At 68.6% G+C, this 22,851-nt stretch carries 20 protein-coding genes; 10 read left to right on the forward strand and 10 right to left on the reverse strand.

Translation table 11 applies throughout. The annotated features are described in order from the left end of the window. Positions 1-24 precede the first annotated feature (24 nt). Entirely contained in the window at positions 25-1,698 is a 1,674-nt protein-coding gene (locus AC5RVV_RS14910) for a ribonuclease J (protein WP_494002171.1), read from the forward strand. Positions 1,699-1,844: 146 nt separating this feature from the next. On the opposite strand, the gene AC5RVV_RS14915 is transcribed toward AC5RVV_RS14910, so the two are convergent. Then, positions 1,845-2,594, reverse strand: coding sequence for a TMEM175 family protein (locus AC5RVV_RS14915; RefSeq protein WP_494002172.1), 750 nt, complete (start codon positions 2,592-2,594; stop codon positions 1,845-1,847). A 167-nt stretch (positions 2,595-2,761) separates the two neighbouring features. After that, the gene (locus tag AC5RVV_RS14920) at positions 2,762-3,958 is read right to left on the reverse strand and encodes a M14 family zinc carboxypeptidase (protein WP_494002173.1); all 1,197 of its coding nucleotides are present in this window, start codon (positions 3,956-3,958) and stop codon (positions 2,762-2,764) included. A 290-nt stretch (positions 3,959-4,248) separates the two neighbouring features. Between AC5RVV_RS14920 and AC5RVV_RS14925 the strand changes: the two genes are divergently transcribed. Beyond that, positions 4,249-4,689, forward strand: a complete 441-nt coding sequence (locus tag AC5RVV_RS14925) for a helix-turn-helix domain-containing protein (RefSeq protein WP_494002174.1) — start codon at positions 4,249-4,251, stop codon at positions 4,687-4,689. Between the two features lie 9 nt (positions 4,690-4,698). Further along, complete coding sequence (locus AC5RVV_RS14930; RefSeq protein ID WP_494002175.1) at positions 4,699-5,103, forward strand: VOC family protein; 405 nt, start codon at positions 4,699-4,701, stop codon at positions 5,101-5,103. A gap of 77 nt (positions 5,104-5,180) precedes the next feature. Here AC5RVV_RS14930 and AC5RVV_RS14935 read toward each other — a convergent pair whose 3' ends face one another. Continuing rightward, positions 5,181-5,825 carry a TetR/AcrR family transcriptional regulator gene (locus tag AC5RVV_RS14935; protein ID WP_494002176.1) on the reverse strand — a complete coding sequence of 215 codons (645 nt, stop codon included), beginning with the start codon at positions 5,823-5,825 and terminating at the stop codon, positions 5,181-5,183. A 97-nt stretch (positions 5,826-5,922) separates the two neighbouring features. Between AC5RVV_RS14935 and AC5RVV_RS14940 the strand changes: the two genes are divergently transcribed. Continuing rightward, positions 5,923-6,969, forward strand: a complete 1,047-nt coding sequence (locus tag AC5RVV_RS14940) for an agmatine deiminase family protein (protein WP_494002177.1) — start codon at positions 5,923-5,925, stop codon at positions 6,967-6,969. Next, on the forward strand, positions 6,966-8,684 hold the full coding sequence (locus tag AC5RVV_RS14945) for an amidase (protein ID WP_494002178.1): 1,719 nt from the start codon (positions 6,966-6,968) through the stop codon (positions 8,682-8,684). The genes AC5RVV_RS14940 and AC5RVV_RS14945 overlap by 4 nt, the downstream gene beginning before the upstream one ends. A gap of 68 nt (positions 8,685-8,752) precedes the next feature. Here AC5RVV_RS14945 and AC5RVV_RS14950 read toward each other — a convergent pair whose 3' ends face one another. Continuing rightward, positions 8,753-9,526, reverse strand: coding sequence for a VOC family protein (locus tag AC5RVV_RS14950; protein ID WP_494002179.1), 774 nt, complete (start codon positions 9,524-9,526; stop codon positions 8,753-8,755). A 155-nt stretch (positions 9,527-9,681) separates the two neighbouring features. On the opposite strand from AC5RVV_RS14950, the gene AC5RVV_RS14955 reads away from it, so the two are divergent. The 3 genes from AC5RVV_RS14955 to AC5RVV_RS14965 are packed head-to-tail and all read left to right on the forward strand — an operon-like array spanning position 9,682 to position 13,651. Next, a complete protein-coding gene (locus tag AC5RVV_RS14955; RefSeq protein ID WP_494002180.1) occupies positions 9,682-10,536 on the forward strand; it encodes an ABC transporter ATP-binding protein in 855 nt (284 codons plus the stop codon). Continuing rightward, entirely contained in the window at positions 10,533-11,501 is a 969-nt protein-coding gene (locus AC5RVV_RS14960) for an ABC transporter substrate-binding protein (protein ID WP_494002181.1), read from the forward strand. The genes AC5RVV_RS14955 and AC5RVV_RS14960 overlap by 4 nt, the downstream gene beginning before the upstream one ends. 17 nt (positions 11,502-11,518) lie before the next feature. Further along, on the forward strand, positions 11,519-13,651 hold the full coding sequence (locus tag AC5RVV_RS14965; protein ID WP_494002182.1) for an iron ABC transporter permease: 2,133 nt from the start codon (positions 11,519-11,521) through the stop codon (positions 13,649-13,651). Positions 13,652-13,700: 49 nt separating this feature from the next. Here the strand turns inward: AC5RVV_RS14965 and AC5RVV_RS14970 are convergent, their stop codons facing one another. Genes AC5RVV_RS14970 through AC5RVV_RS14990 form a run of 5 tightly spaced genes read right to left on the reverse strand, consistent with a single transcriptional unit; the run spans position 13,701 to position 18,431 of the window. Continuing rightward, positions 13,701-14,975, reverse strand: a complete 1,275-nt coding sequence (locus AC5RVV_RS14970; RefSeq protein ID WP_494002183.1) for an ABC transporter substrate-binding protein — start codon at positions 14,973-14,975, stop codon at positions 13,701-13,703. Positions 14,976-15,034: 59 nt separating this feature from the next. After that, a complete protein-coding gene (locus AC5RVV_RS14975) occupies positions 15,035-16,066 on the reverse strand; it encodes a branched-chain amino acid ABC transporter permease (protein ID WP_494002184.1) in 1,032 nt (343 codons plus the stop codon). Next, a complete protein-coding gene (locus AC5RVV_RS14980; RefSeq protein WP_494002185.1) occupies positions 16,063-16,947 on the reverse strand; it encodes a branched-chain amino acid ABC transporter permease in 885 nt (294 codons plus the stop codon). The genes AC5RVV_RS14975 and AC5RVV_RS14980 overlap by 4 nt, the downstream gene beginning before the upstream one ends. A 3-nt stretch (positions 16,948-16,950) precedes the next feature. Continuing rightward, positions 16,951-17,661 (reverse strand): ABC transporter ATP-binding protein, encoded by a 711-nt coding sequence (locus AC5RVV_RS14985; RefSeq protein WP_494002347.1) that lies wholly within the window; start codon positions 17,659-17,661, stop codon positions 16,951-16,953. Further along, positions 17,661-18,431, reverse strand: coding sequence for an ABC transporter ATP-binding protein (locus tag AC5RVV_RS14990; RefSeq protein ID WP_494002186.1), 771 nt, complete (start codon positions 18,429-18,431; stop codon positions 17,661-17,663). Before AC5RVV_RS14990 ends, AC5RVV_RS14985 begins: the two co-directional genes overlap by 1 nt. A gap of 232 nt (positions 18,432-18,663) precedes the next feature. On the opposite strand from AC5RVV_RS14990, the gene AC5RVV_RS14995 reads away from it, so the two are divergent. Continuing rightward, positions 18,664-20,334 carry a CocE/NonD family hydrolase gene (locus AC5RVV_RS14995; RefSeq protein ID WP_494002187.1) on the forward strand — a complete coding sequence of 557 codons (1,671 nt, stop codon included), beginning with the start codon at positions 18,664-18,666 and terminating at the stop codon, positions 20,332-20,334. An 85-nt stretch (positions 20,335-20,419) separates the two neighbouring features. Continuing rightward, on the forward strand, positions 20,420-21,772 hold the full coding sequence (locus AC5RVV_RS15000) for an aminomethyl transferase family protein (protein ID WP_494002188.1): 1,353 nt from the start codon (positions 20,420-20,422) through the stop codon (positions 21,770-21,772). A 76-nt stretch (positions 21,773-21,848) separates the two neighbouring features. Here the strand turns inward: AC5RVV_RS15000 and purU are convergent, their stop codons facing one another. Next, the gene (purU, locus tag AC5RVV_RS15005; protein WP_494002189.1) at positions 21,849-22,745 is read right to left on the reverse strand and encodes a formyltetrahydrofolate deformylase; all 897 of its coding nucleotides are present in this window, start codon (positions 22,743-22,745) and stop codon (positions 21,849-21,851) included. Positions 22,746-22,851: the final 106 nt, after the last annotated feature.

Genomic DNA, 22,851 nt, shown 5'->3' on the forward strand with positions numbered 1-22,851 from the left:
ACACCGCACCACAGATCGGAATCCATGAACACCAAGCCGTTGCAAACTCCTCCGAAACTCGCCAAGGACGCCTTGCGCATAGTCCCCTTGGGCGGACTGGGCGAGATCGGCCGGAACATGACGGTGTTCGAGTTCGGCGGCAAGCTGCTGATCGTGGACTGCGGCGTCTTGTTCCCCGAGGAGCAGCACCCGGGCGTGGACCTGATCCTGCCCGACTTCTCCTACATCCGCGAACGCCTCAACGACGTCGTCGGCATTGTCCTCACCCACGGGCACGAGGATCACATTGGCGGCGTGCCGTACCTGTTGAAGGAACGCGCCGACATCCCCGTGATCTCCGCGAAGCTGACGCTGGCCTTCGTGAAGACCAAGCTGCAGGAACACCGCCTGAACGCCAAGATGGTGCAGGTCAAGGAGGGCGACCGGAAGAAGTTCGGTCCGTTCGACCTGGAATTCCTGGCCGTCAACCACTCCATTCCGGACGGACTGGCCGTGGCCATCCGGACCGGGGCGGGGCTGGTGCTGGCAACCGGCGACTTCAAGATGGACCAGTTCCCGCTGGACCGCCGGATCACCGACCTGGCCGGGTTCGCGCGGCTGGGCGACGAGGGCGTGGACCTGTTCCTGCCGGATTCCACCAACGCCGAAGTCCCCGGTTTCCTCGCTGCCGAGGCCGATCTGGTGCCGGCCATCGATACGGTCATGCGCACCGCCCCGCGCCGCGTGATCGTCTCCAGTTTCGCCAGCCACGTGCACCGCATCCAGCAGGTCATCGACGTGGCACACAAGTACGGCCGCAAGGTCGCCTTCGTGGGCCGGTCCATGGTGCGCAACATGACGACGGCGCGCGAGCTCGGCTACCTGAACATCCCGCGCGGGGTGCTCGTGGACTTCAAGGAACTGGAGAAGCTGCCGCCCACCAAGGCCGTGCTGATCTGCACCGGCTCCCAGGGCGAGCCGATGGCTGCGCTGGCCCGCATGGCCGGCGGCGACCACATGATCGACCTGACCGAAGGCGACACCGTGCTGCTGGCGTCCTCGCTGGTGCCGGGCAACGAATCCTCCATCTACCGGCTGATCAACGACCTGACCAAGCGCGGCGCCAACGTGGTGCACAAGGGCAACGCGAAGGTGCACGTCTCCGGCCACGCCTCGGCCGGCGAGCTGGTGTACTGCTACAACCTGGTCCGCCCGAAGAACGTGCTGCCCGTCCACGGCGAGCACCGCCACCTGAAGGCCAATGCCGAACTGGCCGTTCGTACCGGCGTGGACCCGAAGCGCGCGCTGATCGTGGAAGACGGCACCACCATCGACCTGAAGGACGGCGTGGCCCGGGTTTCCGGCCAGATCGCAGCCGACTACGTCTACGTGGAGAACATGGTGGCCGGCGCGGCCACCGAAGCCTCCCTGCAGGACCGGCTCCGGCTGGCCGAAGACGGCGCAGTCACCGCGCTGCTGATCGTCAACCCGGACACCGGGCGGCTGGAGGAAGACCCGGAGTTCTTCCCGGTCGGCTTCGCCCCGGCGGTCGAGCAGTTGGAGAAGGCCACCGGCATCGTGGAGAAGACGCTGATGCAAATGCGCGGCGACAAGACCGGCCCGGACGCCGAGAAGGCGATCGCGCAGGCCCTGATCCGCTGGTCCGACCGGGCGCTGCGGCGCAAGCCCGTGGTCACGGTCATCATCGTGGAGGCGTAGCCGGCCCGTTCGTCACAGCGAAGAAAGCCGGGAGGGACGGACGGGCATAAGCCCGTCCGTCCCTCCGCTCTTTTAAGGAGCGCTCCTGCCTCCCGCTCACTGCCCGAGGGCCGGCGGGTTCCGGCAGCCCGTGGAGGAATTCCTGGTCACCGGCGCTCCTTCTGCCGTGAATCAGCCGTTGGCCGCCGGCTTTCCCGGGCGGCGAGCCTGCCCGAAAGCGGTCCCAGCACGATGAGCGAGGCCCAGGTGAGCTTTCCCGCCGTCCCGCCGGCGGCGAAGGCCACCGGGATCGATATCGCGAAGACCAGCGGCGGGACGAGGGAATCGAGCACGAACGCCCGATGCTGCCTGCGGTTCATCGGCTCGATCTCGAGGCGGTTCCTGCGGGCGATCTCGAACATGGCCAGCTGCGCCAAGGCAGCGAGGGCAAGGTTGGCTGCGTACAGCACGGTCGACAGTTCCAGGGACGAGGTTTCGGGGTCGCTGATGCCCTGCGTGGTGAACGGAATCAGGATGACGAAGGAGGCAGCCACCAGGTTCGCCGTCGTCGTTGCGGAATCCAGCGCCGAGAGCCGTTGTATCAGGCGGAGGTTCATCCGCCAGAACACGGCGATCACCACGAAACTCAGGACGAAACCGGCAAGCTGATGCACCAGGCCGGAGCCTGCCAGCGACCGGAGGTCTTGCCATGCCTCCGGCGAAGGAGCATCCAGGTTGGTGATCAGCAGCGTGATGGCAAAACCGTAGATCACGTCGTAAAAGCCGATGCCGCGGTCAAACTCGCTGGACTCCCGGGCCAACATGGCGGAATTGCGCTCCGGCTGTTCGGAATGTTCCGCGGAGCTTTCGGGGCCCGCGCCGTATGCCGGCGGTTCGCCGTCCCGGGGTTGTGCCACGAGATCAGCGTGGCGCAAACCGTGGTCACTATGCAATGGGCGGAAGGCGCGAGGGCGGCGCCCGCCTCTGGTCGGGACTGAGGCCCGATGGTGTACCCCGCACCGCCGTCGTTGGTGGCGCAGTGGCGCGGCGCGGGAAAGCGCCGCGCCACTGCTGGCAAGGCCGGCTACGGGACCGGGATGGTCCCGGCGTAGTCGGTGTTGTAGCCGGTGACCGGCTGATGCGGGATCTCCTCCCAGCGGTCCGCGTCCTCCTGCTGGACTTCGCCGGTGGCCAGGCCCAGGAGCAGTTCCTTCATGGCGAGCAGATTCTGCCTGACGCTCTTGCCCCTCGCCTTCTGGCCGAGGCTGCCGTCGGACGTGTTGCCGGACGTTTCGAAGAAGACCACGGGGTTGGAGTGGCCCTCCGGGTTCATTCCCTGATAGTCCAGGCCCAGCATCATGGCCGAGACCACGCCGCCCTTGATGTCGATCTCAAGGCCGTTGCCCACCTGGTAGCGGTCCATATTGATGGAACCGTACTGGGAGAGTTCGTCGTAGACGTGGACGTGCATCTGGCGGGTCAGTTCGTCGTAGGCCCCGTCTTTGATCCCCGGCAGGGTCGGTCCGCCCGGGGCGAGCGAGATGCCCAACGACAGCGTGACGTCGTCGCCGGTGCCCCACTCCTTCTTCAGGCCCTGGTGGTGGATGTCGATCCCGTAGGCCGGCTTCACATCGGTCCAGTACTCGTAGAAGGCCAGCGACTCGTTGGCCACGAATCCGGTGGGCGTCCAGTCCCGGTTCAGGTCGATCCGCTGTTCCCGCCCGTTGGCGCCGAACTCCGGCAGATCGGCGGCCTGGTCCCAGAGCACGGTGTGGCGGATGTTCGCCTCTGAACCGTCCGGGTTGTACATCGGGATGAAGTGGAAGGTGAACTTCTCGCGCAGCAGCTGATAGTCCGCCGAACCGTTGGTGCCCAGGTCCTTCAGCAGCGACAGGATCGACTCGGTGCCGTAGGGTTCGTTGCCGTGGATGCGGCCCTGGATCCACACATGCTCGGCGCCGGTGCCGACGGTGGCCACCCAGAGGTCGCGGCCCTGCTCGGACTTGTTGACCTGCGTGCCGGCCTCCTCCAGCGTGAAGGCGTCCACGCCGAAGCGGCTGTTCTTTTCCAGCTTCCGCAGTTCCTTCACGAGGTCGTCATAGGTCAGGATGCTGGCGGTATTGGTGTTGCCCTCGGTGGAGGGGAAGTTGGCATCCGCAAGAACAGGGGTTGCGGCGCTAAAGGGAATGACGACGGCGAGGGCCGCCGCCGCGGCCAGGCTGCGGTAGCGCCGGGGCTTGGTCGAACCGTGGCTGGTGCTGCTTTTGGGCTGGTGCGTCACTGCATGTCCTCCAAAGGTTGAGCGATTCATGCTTCAGCGCAGCCGGCTCAGGCGGCTGCGCTGAAGGGATCGGCGGCTCGAGGGAACTGCCGGTAATGAGACGCTAGCGGTGGGTCCCGGGATTGCACCAGAGTTCAGGGGCGGATCGCGGACTGCCACCCCATAGTTGCCGGCCGCGACGTCCAACGACCCGCCACGGCTGCATCCGGGGTCCGGGAAACCGCGCGGCGGCCGCCTGCCGCCGCCCCGCACGGCTACCCGTCGCTCCGGGCAGGGGATAACCTCGACGTGTGACCCCTGAGGAACTGGTCAACCTGGCGCATCTGCGCCGGGCGCGGGACCTGATCGACCGGGACTTTGCCCGGCCTCTCGATGTGCCGACGATGGCGGCGAAGGCGCTGATGTCGCCGGCGCATTTTTCGCGCCGGTTCAAGGCGGCCTACGGGGAGACGCCCTACAACTACCTGATGACCCGCCGGATTGAGCGCGCGATGGCGCTGCTGCGCTCCGGGGCGAGCGTCACGTACGCGTGCATGGAGGTGGGCAGCACCTCGCTGGGATCGTTCAGCACCCGGTTCACCCAGCTGGTGGGCGAAACCCCCAGCGCTTATCGGGCCCGGGAGCATCCGGCGGCCGAGGCGATGCCGCCCTGCATCGCGAAGCTGCTGACCCGGCCCGTGAACCCGAGATCGAGCAGGATCGAAGAAGCGGCCGCCCCGGCCCCTGCGTAGGTTGGGTGCATGAGCATTTCACTTCAGTACTGCAACATCACGGTCAATGACCCCGCGGAATCCATCCCGTTCTACCGGGACGGCCTGGGGCTGGAAGTCCGCAACGACGTCGCCAACGACGGCTTCCACTGGATCACCATGGGCAGCCCCGACCAGCCCGGGCTGGAGCTGGTGCTGTCCGCTCCCCACGCCGGGCGCTCGCAGGCCGACGGCGACCAGCTCCAGGAGCTGCTGGTCAAGGGCGTACTGCCCATGCTGGTCTTCAGCACCGATGACCTGGACGCCGCCTTCGAACGGCTGGTGTCCATCGGGGCGGAGGTCCTGCAGGAGCCCATGGACCAGCCGTGGGGACCGCGCGACTGCGCCGTCCGCGACCCTTCGGGCAACATGATCCGAATCAATCAGGACGAGTAACCCCGGAACGACGGCGGCCGCTCACCGGTTGAGGCGAGCCTCCGCCGTCGTCCCATACCCCGGCATGCGTCCGCGGGTCACGTGTCCGTGACGGGCGCCGCGTGGGGCAGCAGCGACGACGGCGCCGCTCCGACCATCACTTCCACGGCGCGGGCGAGGTGGGTGTGCCGGTCGCTTACCCCGTTCCAGCGCACCAGCCCCTGGGCATTCAGCCCGTCGATCATGCCCAGAACCTGCCAGGCCACGGTTTCCGCGTCCGGCGTGGTGAATTCGCCGGCGGCAACGCCCGCCTCGAGCAGCTCCCGGATCACCGCCTGCCACGCGTCCATCTGCGCGCGCACGCTGACTGCCAGCGCCTCGTTCCGGCGGCCCAAGGACCACGCTTCCACCCATACCGCCGTCACATCCAGCCGGCGGTCGTCCAGGAGCGTGTCAAGCAGCAGGCCGAGGCCCTGCCGGGGCGTGGGCCTCTCCGCCACCATGGCCGACACCTCATCGATTTCGGCGGCCACGATGGAGGTGAAGGCGCCGGCCACGAGGACGTCGACGGTGGGGTGGTAGTGCGCCACCAAGCCCGGGGCCACACCGGCCCTGCCCGCCACGTTGCGCAGGGTGATCGCGGCAAGGCCCTGCTCGAGCCCGATGGCCCGGGCCGCTTCGGCGAGTTCCGCGGCGCGTTCGGCGGGCGCCTTGCGCGGGGTGCGTTTGGGTGTGCTTGACATCACAGAACAGTCTAGAGTAACTTCGCTGCATTATTGATCAAGCGATCAACAAGCGGGCCGGGCGGCCCTTCCTGTTCCTCACGAGACGGAGGCCTCTGTGGCTTGGAGAATGCCGGCGGAAACCGATCCCCATGAGCGCACCTGGATGGCGTTCCCGCGGGCCGGCCTGACGCTGGGCGCGGATGCGGCGTCGGCCGAGGAAGCGTACGGCGCCTGGGTCGCGGTCGCGCATGCCGTCGCGGAGTTCGAACCGGTTGCCATGGTGGTCGACCCGACGGAGCGGGAGCGCGCCGGCCGCATGCTGGATGGCGGTATCGACCGGCTCGAGGCGCCGCTGGATGAGTTCTGGATGCGTGACATCGGCCCCACCTTCGTGGTCGACGACGAACGGCCGGACGTCCTGGGAGCGGTGGACTGGACCTTCAATGGCTGGGGCGCGCCGGCTTGGGCCGAGTGGGAGAAGAGCCGCGGCATCGGAAGCTTTGTTGCCGCGCAGGCAGGCGCCGAACTCGTCACCTCCCTGCTGGTGAACGAAGGCGGCGCCATCCACGTTGACGGCGAGGGCACCGTGCTGGTGACCGAAACCGTGCAGCTCGATCCCGATCGGAATCCGTATGCGGACAAGGGGCGGGTGGAAGCGGAACTGGCCCGCACGCTGGGCGCCACGCATACAGTGTGGGTCCCCCGGGGCCTGACCCGTGACTACGAGGACCTGGGCACGCGCGGGCACATAGACATGGTGGCCGCCCTTCCCTCGCCGGGACGAATCCTGCTGCACATGCAAAACGACCCCGCACACCCCGACTTCGACGTCAGCCGGTCCCTGCGGTCCTTCTTTGAGACTCAGGTCGATGCGGCGGGCAAGCCGTTCGACATCGTCGAACTGCCCGCCCCGGACACCCTGAAGGACGAGGAGGGTTTCGTCGACTGGAGCTACGTCAACCACCTGGTGGTCAATGGCGGCGTCATCGCCTGCGGCTACGGCGAGGAGCGCGCCGATGCGCTGGCGGCCGAAATCCTGGCCGAGGCCTACCCCGGCCGCCGCGTGGTCACGGTGGACGCGCGGCCGATACTGGCCCGCGGCGGCGGGATCCACTGCATCACGCAGCAGCAACCCAAGCTCGGCGCGAAGGCGGCAGCATGAGCCGGTTCGACGTGGTCGAGGCCTCGATTGCCCAGCTGCGCGAGGCGCTGCACACGGGGCAGGCGACCAGCGAGGAACTCACGAACGCCTACCTGGAACGCATCGCCGCCTACGACCACGGCGGCATCCGGCTGAACGCCGTCGTCGTCATGAATCCCGAGGCGCTCGCGGACGCCCGCGCTTCGGACCGGAGGCGTTCGCGCCGAGAAACCCTGGGACCGCTGGACGGCATCCCCTATACGGCCAAGGACAGCTATCTGGCGGAAGGCCTCACCGCCGCCGCGGGCTCGCCCGCCTTCGAGCATCTGGTCGCCAGGCGGGACGCGTTCGCCATCGAACGGCTGCGCGCGGCAGGGGCGGTGCTCCTGGGCCTCACCAACATGCCGCCGATGGCCAATGGGGGCATGCAGCGCGGCCTCTACGGGCGCGCCGAAAGCCCCTACAACGCCGACTTCCTGACGGCCGCCTTCGGCTCCGGCTCATCCAACGGCTCCGGAACCGCGACCGCGGCAAGTTTCGCCGCCTTCGGCCTCGGCGAGGAGACCTGGTCCAGCGGCAGGGCCCCCGCGTCCAACAACGCTTTGTGTGCCTACACCCCGTCGCGCGGCGTCATCTCGGTCCGGGGCAACTGGCCGCTGGTTCCCACCATGGACGTGGTAGTGCCGCACACCCGGACCATGGCCGACCTGCTGGAAGTGCTGGACGTGATCGTGGCGGACGACCCCGAGGTTCGCGGCGACTTCTGGCGCCTGCAGCCCTGGGTGCACCTCCCCGCCGCCTCGTCGGTCCGGCCCGCCTCCTACCCGGCCCTGGCGCCCAGCGGACTGCAGCAGGCACGGGACGCGCTGCAGGGAAAACGGTTTGGCGTGCCCCGCATGTACATCAACGCCGACCCCGATGCCGGCACCAGCGAGGACCCCGGCATCGGCGGTCCCACCGGGCAGCGGATCGAGACCCGGGCCTCCGTCATCGAGCTGTGGGAAGCTGCCCGCCGAGACCTCGAGGCGGCGGGGGCCGAGGTGGTTCCCGTCGATTTCCCGGTCGTTTCCAACTACGAAGGCGACCGGCCCGGTGCCCCGAAGATCGGCACCCGCGGCCTGGTCAGCCCGGAGTACCTGCGGCGGGAGATCCTGGATCTCTCCGCGTGGGCGTGGGATGACTTCCTCGCCGCCAACGGGGACCTGGCGTTTCGGACCCTGGCCGACGTGGACGGGTCGAAGATTTTTCCGCACCCGCCCGGAGCCCTGCCGGACCCCTACGACGATTTCGACGACATCGCCGCCTATCCGGCGCACGTGCGCGAACACGGCGTTGCCTCGTTCACCGACATCCCCCATCTGGAGGAGGGGCTGCGGGGACTCGAGGAAACCCGCCGGGTGGATCTGGAAGCATGGCTGGACCACCATGCGCTGGACGCCGTCGTCTTCCCGGCGGTGGCGGACATCGGCCCCGCGGACATGGACGTCAACCAGGCTTCGGCAGACCTTGGCTGGCGCAACGGCGTCTGGGTGGCCAACGGGAACCTCGTCCCGCGCCACCTCGGCATTCCCACCGTCACCGTGCCCATGGGCACGACGGCGGACATCGGCATGCCCGTGGGGCTCACCTTCGCGGGGCGAGCCTACGACGACAACGCCCTGTTGGCCGTGGCGGCCGCCTTCGAGGCGACCGGCGCCCGCCGCACCGAGCCGCCCCGGACCCCGCGGCTCGGCTGACGGCAGGGCGGGCCGGCAGGGGCGGGGGCGACGCCCCCTGATGTGCCCGCCCGCAATCCCGCAGGCTATTAGTGCGGCAACTCCTGGACCACGAGGAACATGGCGCCGGTCGGGTCGGTCAGGGCGGCGACGCGGCCGAAGGACGTGTCTTCGGCGGGCTGGACCACGCTCCCGCCCAGGGCGGTGGCCTTGTCGACGGCCGTGTCGGCGTTCTCGACGGCGAAGTAGATGCGCCAGTGCGCCGGGACGCCCTCGGGCAGCCAGGCGCCGGCGTCCATGATCCCGGCCGCCGCGGTGTCGCCGGAGCCAAGCGTGGTGTAGCGGAACTCGTCGGTGTCGCTCATGACGTCGGTGTCCCAGCCGAACACGTCCTGGTAGAACTTCACGGTGGCGGGGTAGTCGCGGGTGAAGAGTTCGTGCCAGGCGGGGGCGCCAGGTTCGGCGGCCAGCTCGTAGCCGGTATGCCCGGCGAACTCCCAGAGGCCGACGGCGGCCCCTCCGGGATCGGCGAGCATGCCCATCTTGCCTTGTTCGGGAACCTCCATCGGCTCTACGTAGACCTGGCCGCCGTGGGCCGCGGCGATGCTGGCGGTGGTGTCGATGTCGTCCACGCGCAGGTAGGTGGTCCACGTGTCCGGGGTGTCGGCCTGCTGGCTCTGCATGATGCCCGCAACGGCATGGCCGTCCTTGAAGGCCATGATGTAGCCGCCGTACTTCTCCTGGTCGCCGGTCTCATAAGTCCAGCCGAAAAGCTCCGTGTAGAACTGCTTGGCCCGCTCCGGATCGGAGGTCATCAGGTCCACCCAGCAGGGTGCACCGGGTGCGAGGGTGGGCTTGGGCATGGCTGGCTCCTGTTCAAAGGGTGGGTGCTGGAGACAAGCGCGAGCCTACTCGGGGCCGGGCCGCGGCGGCAATGGGTGTTCCGGGGGACCGAGGGGCGCCGCAACATTGCGGCCGCATTAGGTTAATTAGGTAAGCCTTAGCTAATCTGTTCCGCGTGATCCAACCAACACGAGCAGGACTCCACGCACGCGACTTGGTGCTGCGCTATGGAAACAAGGACGTTGTCCACGGTGCCGGCCTTCAGTTGGAGCCAGGGCGGATCATCGCACTCGTGGGGCCGAACGGCAGCGGAAAATCAACCCTGCTGCGGGCGCTCGCGCGGCTGCACGCAGTGTCTGCCGGAACGATCGCCGTGCAGCCCGACGACGGAGCCCCAACCGATGCGCTCATGATGAAACGCAGCGAATTTTCCAGACACGTGACTCTCCTGTCGCAGAGCCGGCCGGTTCCGCATGGACTAAGCGTCCGCGAGGTGGTGGAATTCGGACGCCACCCGTACCGCGGACGCTGGAGGGCCGCCGATCCTGAGGGGCCCGTCGCAGTCGAACGGGCGATGCTGCTCACGGGTATCACGGATCTGGCGGACCGGGGCGTCCAGGAACTGTCCGGCGGCCAGTTGCAACGCGTGTGGCTGGCCAGCTGCCTGGCGCAGGATGCTGCCGTGCTGCTGCTGGACGAGCCCACCAATCACCTGGACCTGCGCTACAAAGTGGAGATCCTCGATCTGGTCTTTGACCTGGCCCGTGTCCACGGCGTAGCGATCGGCCTGGTACTGCACGATCTCGACGAGGCCGCCGCGCTCGCCGACCACGTCGTGGTGCTCTCGGAAGGCCGCATCGCAGCCGCCGGCCCGGCCCACGAGGCGCTGGACGCGGAGCTGCTCAGCAGGGTTTACTCCATCCCCATTGTCACCCATGCCGACCCGCTGACCGGGCGGCTGCGCACCCGGGCCGTGGGGCGGCACACCGACCAAACGCATGACCAACACGAAAGGACCATCCGTCCATGAAGATCCATAAGGCCCTGGCGGCCCTCGGCGCCGTGGCATTGTTGCTCACCGGCTGTGGCACCACCGAAGAGCCTGCCGAACCCGCAGCCGCCGGCAGCGGCGGCAGCCTCACGGTCACCGACTCGCGCGGCGTAGACGTGGAGCTCTCAGGACCGGCCACCCGCGTGGTCGGCACCGAGTGGAACGTGGTTGAAAACCTGGTCACCCTGGGCGTGATGCCGGTCGGAGTCGCCGACGTCAAGGGCTATGGCGCCTGGGTGAATGCCGCTCCGCTGGACGACACGGTAACTGACATCGGCACCCGCGGTGAACCAAGCTTCGACACGATCGCCTCGCTGGACGCGGACCTGATTGTCGCCACCACCGACCTGGCCGAGAACGTCGTTTCCCAGCTGGAAGAGCTGGCCCCGGTGGTGGTGGTTAAGTCCGCCGACGCCAGCCGCCAGATCGATCAGGCCAAGGACAACCTTCGGCTGATCGCCGAGGCCACAGCCACCGAAGCGAAGGCCGACGACGCCATCGCCGAGTTCGACGCCGCCATGGCGGATGGCAAAGCCGCACTGGAAGAAGCAGGGCTTGCCGGCTCCCGGGTCGCTTTCGCCGACGGCTGGGTGGCCGACGGCCAAGTCTCGATCCGGCCCTTCGTCGAAGGTTCGTTGCTGGCCGACATCAACACCGGATTGGGTCTGGTCTCTCCCTGGGATCTCGAAGGAGATGCCGCCTACGGCCTGGCCTCCACCGACGTTGAGGGGCTGACCACGGTTGACGCGCACAGCTTTGTCTACATCACCAACAGCGTCGAGGGTGACTTCACCGACGAACTGGCCGACAATGCCGTCTGGAAGTCGCTGCCGTTCGTAAAGGCCGGCGAGGTCCACAGGCTGGAGGACGGCATCTGGCTGTTCGGCGGTCCCGCGTCGATGACCCAGTACGTCGACGCCATAGTTTCCACGCTCACCAAGTAGCACGGGACGGACCAACCATGACCGAGACGGTGAACAGGCCCGCGCCGTCCGTGCAGGCGGCCGTTGCAGGGGCTCCCGAACCGGTTCCCGCCGGGGCAGGCGGGCGACGGGCCGCAACAGGGGTGGTCGCCGGAAGCGGACTGGTGCTCCTGCTCCTCTTCTCACTGGTCCACCTCACCCAGGGGACCGCCGCCGTCGGGCTGGCCGAGTTGCTCGGCCTGCTCGACGGCGGCGGTTCCGACCAGCAGACCGCCGTTTTGGTTGCTTCCCGCATTCCGCGGCTGCTGGCCGGAATCCTGGTCGGCGTTGCCCTCGGGGTAGCGGGTGCCGCGTTGCAGTCCGCTACCCGCAATGTCCTGGCGTCCCCGGATACATTGGCGGTCGACGCCGGCGCCCATTTGGCGATCGTCGCGGTCGCCGCGTTTGGGATCACGCTACCCGCGCTGCTCTCCGGCGGCCTCGCATTCATCGGTGGCCTCGCCGCTGCTGCACTGGTGCTTGCCTTGTCCGGGGCGGGGGCCAACAGCAATGGCGGCCCGATCCGTCTGGTGTTGGCGGGAACCGCCCTGGCCCTGGGACTTCACTCGGCTACCAGCGGCCTGCTGCTGTTGTTCAGCCAGGAGACCACCGGCTTGTATGCCTGGGGCAAGGGCAGCATTGCCCAAACCAGGAACGATGAGCTGCTGCAGTTCACCCCGATCATCCTGCTGGCTGTTGCCGGGCTGATGTTCCTGGCCCGGAGGATGGACCTGCTGGGTCTGGGCGACGATGCTTCCCGCTTGGCCGGCGCCGACCCCCGGATCGCGCGCACCGGCGCAATCGTCCTGGCCGTGATGCTGTCCGCTTGCGCGGTGACCGTTGCGGGTCCGATCGGCTTCGTGGGTCTGTGCGCACCCGCCATCGTGCGGCTGCTGGCCTCCCGCGTCCGGGGCTTGGGTCACCACCGGGTGCTGCTGCCCATCTCAGGGCTGGCGGGCGCGGTGGTCGTGGTCGGCGCCGACGTGGCGGTCCGGGTGGTGCTCGGTGCGCAGGCCGGGGTCGAAGTGCCGACCGGTGCGGTCACCACGGTATTCGGCGCGGTCTTCCTGGTGATCCTGGCGCTGCGGATGCCGGACGCCGGACTCAGCGCGGCCGGCGACGCCCTGGCCAGATTGCGTTCCCGCACGTTTTATCTCAGCGTGGTTTTGGGGCTTGTCCTCCTGTTGGCCGGCCTGGTGGTGGCCGGGGCGCTGCTCGGCGACGCAAAACTGCTGCTCGGCGATCTGGCCAATTGGCTCACCGGTCAATCCGGAGACCGCGTGAGCGCGGTTCTGGGTACGCGGATGCCTCGCGTTGTGGCGGCAGTGCTGGCCGGTGCGGCGCTGGCGATCGCCGGAGCGCTGATCCAGGCGGTGTCCCGGAACTCCCTGGCCGAACCGGGCATTATCGGCGTGTCCGGCGGCGGCGGGCTCGCGGCTATCATCGTCATCACCACTGTTCCGCTGGCCGGCGCCTGGGCGGTCACCGGAACCGCGCTGGTCGGGTCGGCGCTGACGGCTCTGTTGGTGTTTGGCCTGGCGTTCCGTGGCGGCCTGCAGCAGAACAAGCTCGTCCTGATCGGCATTGGCGTCTCCGCCGCGCTCACCGCGGTGATCGCAGTCCTGCTGGTCACCACGGACCCCTACAACCAGACGAAAGCCCTGACCTGGCTCTCGGGTTCCACGTACGGCCGGACCTTCGCCTCCGTGCTGCCGCCGCTGGCCGCGCTGGTTCTTGCCGTGCCGGTGCTGGCGGGGCTGCGCCGCGACTTGGACCTGGTCGCCGTCGACGACGATTCCCCGCGCGTGCTGGGCGTCGGCCTGAACGGCACCCGGCTGCTGCTGCTGACGACGGCGGTGCTGCTGACCGCCGGCGCGGTGTCCTCGGTGGGCGTGATCGCCTTCGTTGGCCTGGTCGCCCCGCACGCGGCCCGGTCGCTCGTGGGCGCCCGGCACAGCCGGGTTTTGCCGGTGGCCGCAATGCTCGGCGCCTGCACCGTGGTGCTGGCGGACATCATCGGGCGGACGGTCATCGCCCCGGCACAGATCCCGGCCGGCATCATGACCGCGTTGGTCGGCGCCCCGTACTTCGTGTACTTGCTCTGGCGCTCACGCGTCGACCGGACTGCATGACCCTTCGGGCGCCGGAACGGCCGGAACCGTTCCGGCGCACGGGGTGCCGTTAGGGCGTGAAGGACTCCGCCGGCACGTAGCCCTCGTCGGTGTGCTCCTGGACCTGTACCTCGGAGATCGGCGCCATGTTGGTGGTGGTGTCCACGCTCAGGCCGTCGAGCAGCAGCGGCGGCTCGAAGTTCTTGACGTTGCGGACCGCTTCCATCAGCGCCTCGTGGGTCGGCTCGGCCATGTTCTTGAACGCTTCCTCGAGGGTGGCCGCGGTGGCGTAGCCCCAGAGGCAATGCGGGATGATCTGGTCGGCGGTATCCGGGGCGTACTCCTTGATGTCGGCCAGGAACTGCTTCACTTCCTCGTCGTCGGTCTGCGTGGGTTGCTTGGTGAAGCCGGTGCTGTACACGTTCGGGAAGGCGCTGGCATTGCCCGGTTCCAGCACGTCCCGCTCGTTGGCGGCCACGGCCGCCAGGAAGATGGACGGGGTCCAGCCAAGGTCCTGCGCGCGGACCATCGACGACGCCGTGAGCGCCGGCACCGTGTTGGCCGAGAAGAAGACGTCGGCCTCGCTGTCCGCGAGCTGGGCCATCTGCGCGTCCACCGTCGGGTCGCCCGGTTCGAACGTGGCCCGCTGGACAATCTCCACCTCCGAGCCTTCGATGGCGTCCTCGAGCCCGGCAACAAACTCGTTGCCGGCGTCGTCGTTTTGTTCCAGCACGGCGACGGTGACGGCCGTGCCGGAGTCCACCAGGAACTTGCCGAACGAGTTGCCTTCGGCGTAGTAGGTGGGCATCCAGCCGATGGTCCACGGGTTGGCCTCGGGGTCTTCGCTGAACACCGAGTCGCCGGAGGCCACGAACACCTGCGGGAACTCTTCCTCGGTGGCCACCGGCATGACGGCCAGGTTGGTGCGGGTGCCCAGGCCGTTGACGTCGGCGAAGACGCCCTCGGCGATCATCTGCCGGAAGTTCGCCACGGCGCGGCCGGGATCGTAGGCGTCGTCGTACGCCTTGAGCTCCACTTTGCGGGTCTTGCCGTCGCCGAATTCCACGCCGCCGTCGGCATTGGCCGCGCCGAAGTAGGCCTCCATGCCCGCGACCAGGCAGCTGCCCGGCGCGCCGGCCACACCGCTGAGCGAGGTGGTGCTGCCGAGCAGGATGCTGGTGTCGGTGATGCCCTGCTCGGCTCCGCCGCCGCCCTCCGTGGCGCCCGGGCTGCCCTCGGGCGAGTTGCCGCCGTCGCCCCGGCCGCAACCGCTGAGCGCGAGCGTGAGGGCTGCCGCGGCGGCCACGGCACCCGTAGCGCCGCGTCCGATATGCCGTGTTCGCATTGTTCTCTCCTTAGCCTTGTGGGCCTTGTGCTGGATCGGAAAGCCGGCCCCCTGCCGGCTCACATAGCGGTGGTGGTCGGGGTATGGACTTCTGGGCCGGTATCGGGAGCCTTGACGGCGGCCTCGGGCTCCGCGCGTCTGCGGCGCAACCGCCGCAGCAGCGACGGCAGGGTCACCAGCCCGCCCGGGGCCACGAACAGGATGACCAGCAGGGCGGCGCCGTAGATGATCGGCGTGTGCGAGGCGTCGATTTGCCCGGCCAGGACCGGAATGAAAACGAAGAAGACTCCGCCGAGCAGGGAGCCCACGATGCTGGCCGACCCGCCGATGATCATCGCCGCCAACATGTTGATGGAGACCACGAAACTGAGGGTGGCCGGGGACATGTACTGCACGGCGGCCAGGTAGAGGAAGCCCGCGAGCCCGCCGTAGAGGGACGCGACGGTGAACGCGAGGACCTTGTACCGGTAGTTGGAGACGCCCATCGCGGTGGCCACGGCCTCGTTCTCGCGCACGATGGCGAAGGCCCGTCCGATCCGGCCACGGGTCAGGTTGGCCGCCAGCACGAAGAGCACGGCGGCGATGCCGAGCACCACGTAGTACCGCCACTGGTCGTCGGCCAGGCCGCTCCAGTCCGGGGCGTTCATCCACTGCACCGTGATGCCGACGGAGCCGCCGGTGAAATCGTCCAGCCGCTTGGCCAGCCGGTCCGCGATGATCGGCAGCGAGATGGTGACCATGGCCAGCGAAACCCCGCGCAGCCGGACCGCGGGCAGGGCGACCAGGAATCCGACGACGGCAGGGATCAGGGCGGCGAGCACGAAGGTCAGCAGGACCGGCCAGCCCTCGGTGACGCCGTACGCGGTGACGTAGGCGCCCAGCCCCACGAACGCGCTCTGGCCCAGCGAGATCTGCCCCGCGTAACCGGTCACGAGGTTGAGCCCCAGGATCGCGACGGCGAAGGCGGCCACCACGGTCAGCTGGTAGTTCACGTAGGGAATCAGCTGCAGCGGCGCCAGGACCGCCAGCACCACGACGACGACGGCGGCGGCGATCCGGAACCAGCGCGAGGTGAACACCTTGCGCCTCATACCCGCACCACCTCCTTCTGCCCGAAGAGGCCCTGGGGCCTGACCAGCAGCACGATGAACATGGCGATCAGCGGCACGGCGATCTTGAGGTCGTCGCCGATGAAGCCGATGTAGGCCCCGGCGAGGTTTTCCACCACGCCGATCAGGCCGGCGGCGACCACCGCGCCCAGCGGGCTGTTGAGGCCGCCGAGGATGGCGGCGGCCAGGGCGTATACCAGCACCTGGTCCAGCATGTGCGGGGACAAGAAGACCTTCGGAGCGATCAACACGCCCGCGATGGCGCCCAGCACCGCGGCCAGGGCCCAGCCGACCATGAGCAGCCGGCCCACCGGGATGCCCGAGAGCGCGCTGGACTCCGGGTTGTCCGCCACCGCCCGCAGGGCCAGGCCGAGCTTGGTTTTCTTGAACAGCAGCTGCAGGGCCAGCACCACCAGCAGCAGCACCACGATGTTGCCCAGCGACTGATAGCTGATGAAGGCCCCGGCGACCTGGAAGGTGCCCAGCGGGAAGAGGGAGGGGAACTGCTGGGAGTTGTAGCCCCAGAACAGGCCGGCCAGCCCGGTGAACAGCACCAGCAGGGCCACCGTGACGATGATGGCGGTGTCGGGCAGCCCGCGCTCGAAGCGGCGCATGATCAGGCGCTCCACCCCGGCGCCCAGCGGCGCGGAGATCAGGATGGCCAGGGGGATGGCGAGCGCCGGCGGAATGCCGGCCTGCCACAGGGTCCAGGCCAGGAAGGTGGAGAAGACCGCCATGGCGCCCTGCGCAAAATTGATCAGCCCGGTGGCCCGGTTCACCAGCACGATGGCCAGCGCCAGGGCGGCGTAGATGGCCCCGTTGCCCAGGCCGTCGATGATGAGCTGCAGGAACAGTGAATCCACGGCTCACCCTCCCAGGTACGCTTTGCGGATGGCGTCCATGCCCATGAGCTCTTCGCGCGGCCCGGACAGCACGGTGTGCCCGGTTTCCAGGACCGTGGCCTCGTCCACAATGGAGAAGGCCAGGGCGGCGTTCTGTTCCACCACCACCATGGACAGCCCCGTTTCGGTGCGCAGTTTGGCGATCGCCTCGTAGACCTGGCCGGCGGTGCTGGGCGCCAGCCCCAGGGACGGCTCGTCCAGCAGCACCAGTTTGGGCGCGGACATGAAGGCGCGGCCGATCGCAAGCATCTGCTGCTCGCCGCCGGACAGCGCGGCGGCGGGAGTCTTGCTCCGCGCCGCGAGCTGCGGGAAGAGGTCGAAATAGTGGTCCCGGTCGGCGGCGACGCCGCGCTGGTCCTTGCGCCGGTAGGCACCGACCAGCAGGTTGTCCTGCACGCTGAGGTTGGCCAGGGTGCCGCGGTCCTGCGGCACGTGGGCAATGCCCAGCCGGGCCACCTGGTCGGGCCGCATCCCGGTGATCCTGCGGCCGTCGAAGGTGATGTCCCCGCTGGTCTTGACCAGGCCGCTGATGGTGCGCAACGTCGTGGTCTTGCCGGCGCCGTTGGCCCCCAGGATGCCGGTGGCACCGCCGTCGGCCACGCTCAGGCTGATGCCGTGCAGCGCCACGGCCCGGCCGTACCAGGCGCGCACGTTGGAGAGTTCGAGGAGGCCCATCACGCCGCCCCCTGCCCGAGGTACGCCTCGACCACGCGCGGATCCTGCCGGACCTCGGCGGCCGTGCCCTCCGCCAGCTTCCGCCCCTGGTTGAGCACGGCCAACCGGTCCGTCACCGCGGCAATCAGGCCCATGTGATGTTCGACGACGACGATGGTCAGCTCGAATTCCGCGCGCAGGTTCCTGATCCAGCCGATCAGGTCCTCGACTTCCGCATGGGAAAGCCCGGCGGCCGGCTCATCGAGCAGCAGCAGTTTGGGCTGGCTGAGCAGCGCCCGGCACAACTCCACCCGCTTGCGGAAGCCGTGGGCGAGCTCGCCCGCCGGCAGGCGGGTGGCCCAGTCCAGGTCCAACCGCGCCAGAACGTCATGGGCCTGCCGGCGGAGTTCCCGCTCGCCGCGGACGGCGTGCGGGAGCCGCAGCGCCCAGGACAGCGCGCCGCCGGACAACCGTGAGTGGCCGCCCAAGAGCACGTTATCCAGCACCGTTTGGTCCAGCTGCAGCGCGGGATGCTGGAACGTGCGGGCCAGCCCCATCCGCGCCAGGGCGGACGGTGCACGGGAGAGGACGTCCGCGCCGTCGATGCCGATGGATCCCGACGACGGCTTGTAGTGCCCGCTGACGCAGTTGAACAGGGAGGTCTTGCCGGCGCCATTGGGGCCGATGAGCCCGAAAACCGTCGACGGCTCCACCTCGAAGGAAACGGAATCCAACACCTTGATCCCGCCGAAGTGCAGAGAAACATCCTCAACGGTCAGCCTGGCCGTCATGGCCGCACACTCTCTGCCATACGCCACATGGATTCAACGCTTCCTGGAGGCGGGAGACTGCTCGATTCCGGCGCCGCGCGCCGGTGGTGCTAACAAGAATGTTGACATTGAAGCTAACGATGTGGTCTATCTCATGTCAAGGTGGTTGCGCGAACGTTATGGCCCGCCGCGGGACAGGCGAAACACGCGCGTTCGGCGGCGGCCACGGCTGCACTGCGGAAAGGCGGACACGATGTCTGGCTCCATCCCGTATCTCTTCAGGGGGCACCGCCATGCTCCGGAAGAGCGCGGCGCCCGTCCGCCCCAGCCGCGGACCGAACATCTGCCCGGCATGGTCATCGAGCGGGACGTCGCCGTGGCCGCCTCGTCCGGCGCGGTGATCCGCGTGGACGTCTATCGGCCCGACGGCGCGGAGCCGGCCGCTCCGCTGGTCAGCTGGTCGCCGTACGGAAAGCACATCACCGAGCAGCTGGGCCAGGTCCGCCCCACCAGCGGGGTGCAGGCCGGATACACCAGCGAACTGACGACGTTCGAGGCGCCGGACCCCGCCTACTGGGTGCCGCATGGCTACGCCGTCGTCGTGGCCGACATTCCGGGCACCTGGTACTCGGAGGGCGCGGCCACCTACTGCTCTCCGGAGGAAGCCAGGGACTTCTGCGACCTGATCGAGTGGGCCGGCGGGCAGCAATGGAGCAACGGCAAGGTCGGGCTGTCCGGCGTCTCCTACCTGACCGTGTCCCAGTGGCGCGTGGCGGAGCTGAACCCGCCGCACCTGGCCGCGATCAACCCCTGGGAAGGCTGGACCGACACCTACCGGGAAGTGGCGCGGCACGGCGGCATCCCGGAAACGTGGTTTTGGCCCTACATCTGGGAACGCTGGGGCTACGCCACCGGCCCCATCGAAGACCTGGAAGCCGAAACGGCCGCGCATCCGTTCTACGACGCGTTCTGGGAGTCCAAGAGCGCCGACCTGGAGAAGGTCACCGTGCCGGCCTTCGTCGTCGCCAGCTGGTCGGACCAGGGGCTGCACACGCGGGGCACCCTGGAGGGCTTCCGCCGGATCGCCTCCGAGGAGAAATGGCTGTACGTGCACGGCCGGAAGAAGTGGGCCGAGTACTACCGCCCCGGCATGGTGGAGCAGCAGCGGGCCTTCTTCGACCACTTCCTCCACGGGCGGGACGGCGGCCTGGCGGACTGGCCGCGGGTGCGGCTGGAGGTACGGGACCGCTTCTACGAGGGGAGCACCTACGCTGCCGCGGATTGGCCGGCACCGCAGACCCGGTACCGCACCCTTTACCTCGATGCCGCGGCCGGCTCGCTCACGGACGAGCCGCCCGCCGCAGAAGCCGCCGCCGGCTACGATTCGCTCGGCAGCGGGCTGCGGCCGCACCGGGCGGAATTCAGCCTCGCCTTCCGCGAGGAGACCATGCTCGTGGGCCACGCCAAGGCCGTGCTCTTCCTGTCCGCCCCGGACGCCGGCGACCTGGACGTCTTCGTGGCACTGTTCAAGAAGGACCGGGACGGCACGGTCGTCGGCTTCCCCTACTACGCCATTTTCGACGACGGCCCCGTCGCCGTGGGCTGGCAGCGCGCCTCCCACCGCGAACTGGATCCGGACCGCTCCACCGACTACCTGCCGGTGCTGGCCCACCGGCGGGCCCTGCCGCTGCCCCAGGACGGCCCGGTCCGGCTGGAGATCGAGATCCTGCCCTCCGGTACCCGCTTCGAGGCCGGGGACACCCTGGTCCTGGTGGTGCAGGGGTCCGACGTCATGCGCTACCCCAAGCCCGACCTCTACGCCCGCCACGAGGACTCCGTCAACCGCGGAGAGCACCGCATCCACACCGGCGGGCAGTCCGCCTCGCACCTGGTGATCCCGGTGTTCGCCGAAATCCCCGGCTAAACGAAACGGCCGCCGCCCGGGCCGCGAACCGGGCGGCCGGCCACCGGCCCGGCCGAAGAACCAGAACACGGATAGGGAGAACGACATGCCTGCCGAAAACCTCGAAGCGGCCATCCAACGCACCGGCAACCCGGTGGAGCTGCTGCGGAACCTGCCCGCGCCGCCCATCGTCTTTCCGATCCAGCCGGAGTTCACCAACTGGCGGTCGGAGCAACGGGCCTGGGACCGGTCCGTTGCCCTGCTGGACCAGTCCCACCACATGACCGACCTGTTCCTCGACGGGCCCGACGCCCTGAAGCTGCTCAGCGACCTGGGCGTGAACAAGTTCGCCAACTTCCGGCCGGACACCGCGAAGCAGTTCGTCGCCGTCAACGAGGACGGCCACCTGATCGGTGACGCCGTCCTGGCCTGCCTGGCCGAGTGCAGCTTCAACCTCGTGGGCCACCACATGGTCGTGGACTGGGTGCAGTTCCATCTGGAGAAGGGCGGCTACGACGCCACCGCCGAGCGCGACGGCAACTCCCTGGTCCGGACCGGCAACCCGAAGATCTACCGGTACGAGCTGCAGGGGCCGCAGGCGCTTCCGCTGGTGGAGAAGCTCACCGGTGGACCGGTCCCCGACGTGAAGTTCTTCCACATGACCGGCTTCAGGATCGCTGGCTGCCGGGTCCGGGCGATCCGGCACGGCATTGCCGGCCAGGCCGGATTCGAGATCTTCGGCCCGTGGAAGGAGGGCGAACGCGTCCGCCAGGCCATCCTCGAGGCGGGCGAAGAGCTTGACCTGCGCCAAGTGGGAGCCAAGGCCTATTCCACCTCCCCGCTCGGCTCCGGATGGGTGCCGACGCCCGTGCCCGCCATCTTCAGCGGGGACCGGCTCGCCGACTACAGGAAGTGGCTGCCGCTCGCGGCCGCCGGGTCGCTCGGCGGCAGCTTCGCCTCTCCAAACATCGAGGATTACTACCTGACGCCGTGGGACCTGAACTACGGCCGCGTGGTCTCCTTCGACCATGACTTCCTGGGCCGGAGCGCCCTGGAGCGGATGCGGGAGAACCCGGCCCGCGAAAAGGTCACCCTGGTCTGGAACAGCGACGACGTGGCGAGCGTGTTCAAGTCGCTCGGCGAGGACGGGCTGCCGGCCAAGTACTTCGACATGCCCAAGGCCCGCTACGCGTTCTACCAGGTGGACCAGGTGCTGGCAGGTGGGGAACCCGCCGGCCTGTCCTTCGACTGCGGCTATGCGGCCAACGAGCAGGCCTTCCTGTCGCTGGCCACCGTGGAGAAGCGGCACAGCGCACCGGGCACGGAAGTCACCGTGCTCTGGGGCGAGGAGCCCAATACCCGCAAGCCCCAGGTCGAGCCGCACCGCCAGGTGGAGATCCGGGCGACGGTCGCCCCGGTGCCGTACGCCGACTTCGCGCGGAAGACCTACCGCTCCTGACCGGGCACCCGGCCACGTCGTCGACGATCAACGGGCCGGCGGCGGCGGCAACGTGGCCCGGAGGAGCCGCCGCCTTCTAGAACACGATGGTGCTGTTGCCGTCGCGCAGCACCCGGTCCTCGCAGTGGGCCATCACCGCGCGGGACAGGACGCTGCGTTCCACGTCGGCGCCCAGCCGGGCGAGGTCCTCGGCGGAGTCGCCGTGCGAAACCCTGATGACGTCCTGGTCGATGATCGGCCCCTCGTCCAGGTCTTCCGTGACGTAGTGGGCCGTGGCCCCGATGAGTTTGACGCCGCGTTCCTTGGCCTTGCGGTAGGGCGCCGCGCCGATGAAGGCGGGGAGGAACGAGTGGTGGATGTTGATCACTGGGACGCCCACCTCCTCCAGGAAGCCGGGCGAGATGATCTGCATGTACCGGGCCAGGACCACCAGGTCCACGTTGCCCTTCAGCAGCTCCAGGTGGCGCCTCTCGGCCGCGGCCTTGTCATCCTTGTCCACCGGCACGTGGAAGTAGGGGATCCCGAACTGGCGGACATCGGAGCTGAGATCGGGATGGTTGGAGACGACCATGGCGATGCTCACCGGCAGCTCGCCCCGCCGCTGCCGCCAGAGCAAGTCCAGCACGCAGTGGTCGGACTTGGACACGAAGATCGCCACGCGCTTCTGCCGGCTGACTTCCACCAGCCGCCACGACAGGTCCGGGTCGCCGGACAGCTGCTGCTCCAGGCTGTGCGCCAACTGCTCCACCCGGGCCGTCAGATGGGGCAAATGGAAAACCGTCCGTTGGAAAAACCGGCCGCCTTCGGGATTGGTCGAGTGCTGATCCAGCGAGACGATATTGGCGCCGGCCTCGGTCAGCAGGGTGGAAACGCTGGCGACGATGCCCGGCCGGTCGGTGCCCTGAACGATCAACCGCCCCTGGTCTTCTACCGACGGCGCTCCTGCCGGGGGCTTCTGCGGGTAGGTAGTCATGGCGCCCTGCCTTCCGAGGGCTCGCAGTTTGTTGCCAACAATTTAGCAGGCCCGGGACCCGGAGGCTCCTGGTGGGAAGGGCATATTTTGCCGGTCTGGCGGCGCC

Source organism: Arthrobacter sp. MDT2-34-1, assembly GCF_059091365.1.

Coding starts and splice junctions, on each gene's coding strand:
- AC5RVV_RS14910 (WP_494002171.1), top strand. CDS start 25: ATGAACACCAAGCCGTTGCAAACTCCTCCGAAACTCGCCAAGGACGCC.
- AC5RVV_RS14930 (WP_494002175.1), top strand. CDS start 4,699: ATGAGCATTTCACTTCAGTACTGCAACATCACGGTCAATGACCCCGCG.
- AC5RVV_RS14935 (WP_494002176.1), bottom strand. CDS start 5,825: ATGTCAAGCACACCCAAACGCACCCCGCGCAAGGCGCCCGCCGAACGC.
- AC5RVV_RS14945 (WP_494002178.1), top strand. CDS start 6,966: ATGAGCCGGTTCGACGTGGTCGAGGCCTCGATTGCCCAGCTGCGCGAG.
- AC5RVV_RS14950 (WP_494002179.1), bottom strand. CDS start 9,526: ATGCCCAAGCCCACCCTCGCACCCGGTGCACCCTGCTGGGTGGACCTG.
- AC5RVV_RS14960 (WP_494002181.1), top strand. CDS start 10,533: ATGAAGATCCATAAGGCCCTGGCGGCCCTCGGCGCCGTGGCATTGTTG.
- AC5RVV_RS14965 (WP_494002182.1), top strand. CDS start 11,519: ATGACCGAGACGGTGAACAGGCCCGCGCCGTCCGTGCAGGCGGCCGTT.
- AC5RVV_RS14970 (WP_494002183.1), bottom strand. CDS start 14,975: ATGCGAACACGGCATATCGGACGCGGCGCTACGGGTGCCGTGGCCGCC.
- AC5RVV_RS14975 (WP_494002184.1), bottom strand. CDS start 16,066: ATGAGGCGCAAGGTGTTCACCTCGCGCTGGTTCCGGATCGCCGCCGCC.
- AC5RVV_RS14985 (WP_494002347.1), bottom strand. CDS start 17,661: ATGGGCCTCCTCGAACTCTCCAACGTGCGCGCCTGGTACGGCCGGGCC.
- AC5RVV_RS14990 (WP_494002186.1), bottom strand. CDS start 18,431: ATGACGGCCAGGCTGACCGTTGAGGATGTTTCTCTGCACTTCGGCGGG.
- AC5RVV_RS14995 (WP_494002187.1), top strand. CDS start 18,664: ATGTCTGGCTCCATCCCGTATCTCTTCAGGGGGCACCGCCATGCTCCG.
- AC5RVV_RS15000 (WP_494002188.1), top strand. CDS start 20,420: ATGCCTGCCGAAAACCTCGAAGCGGCCATCCAACGCACCGGCAACCCG.
- purU (WP_494002189.1), bottom strand. CDS start 22,745: ATGACTACCTACCCGCAGAAGCCCCCGGCAGGAGCGCCGTCGGTAGAA.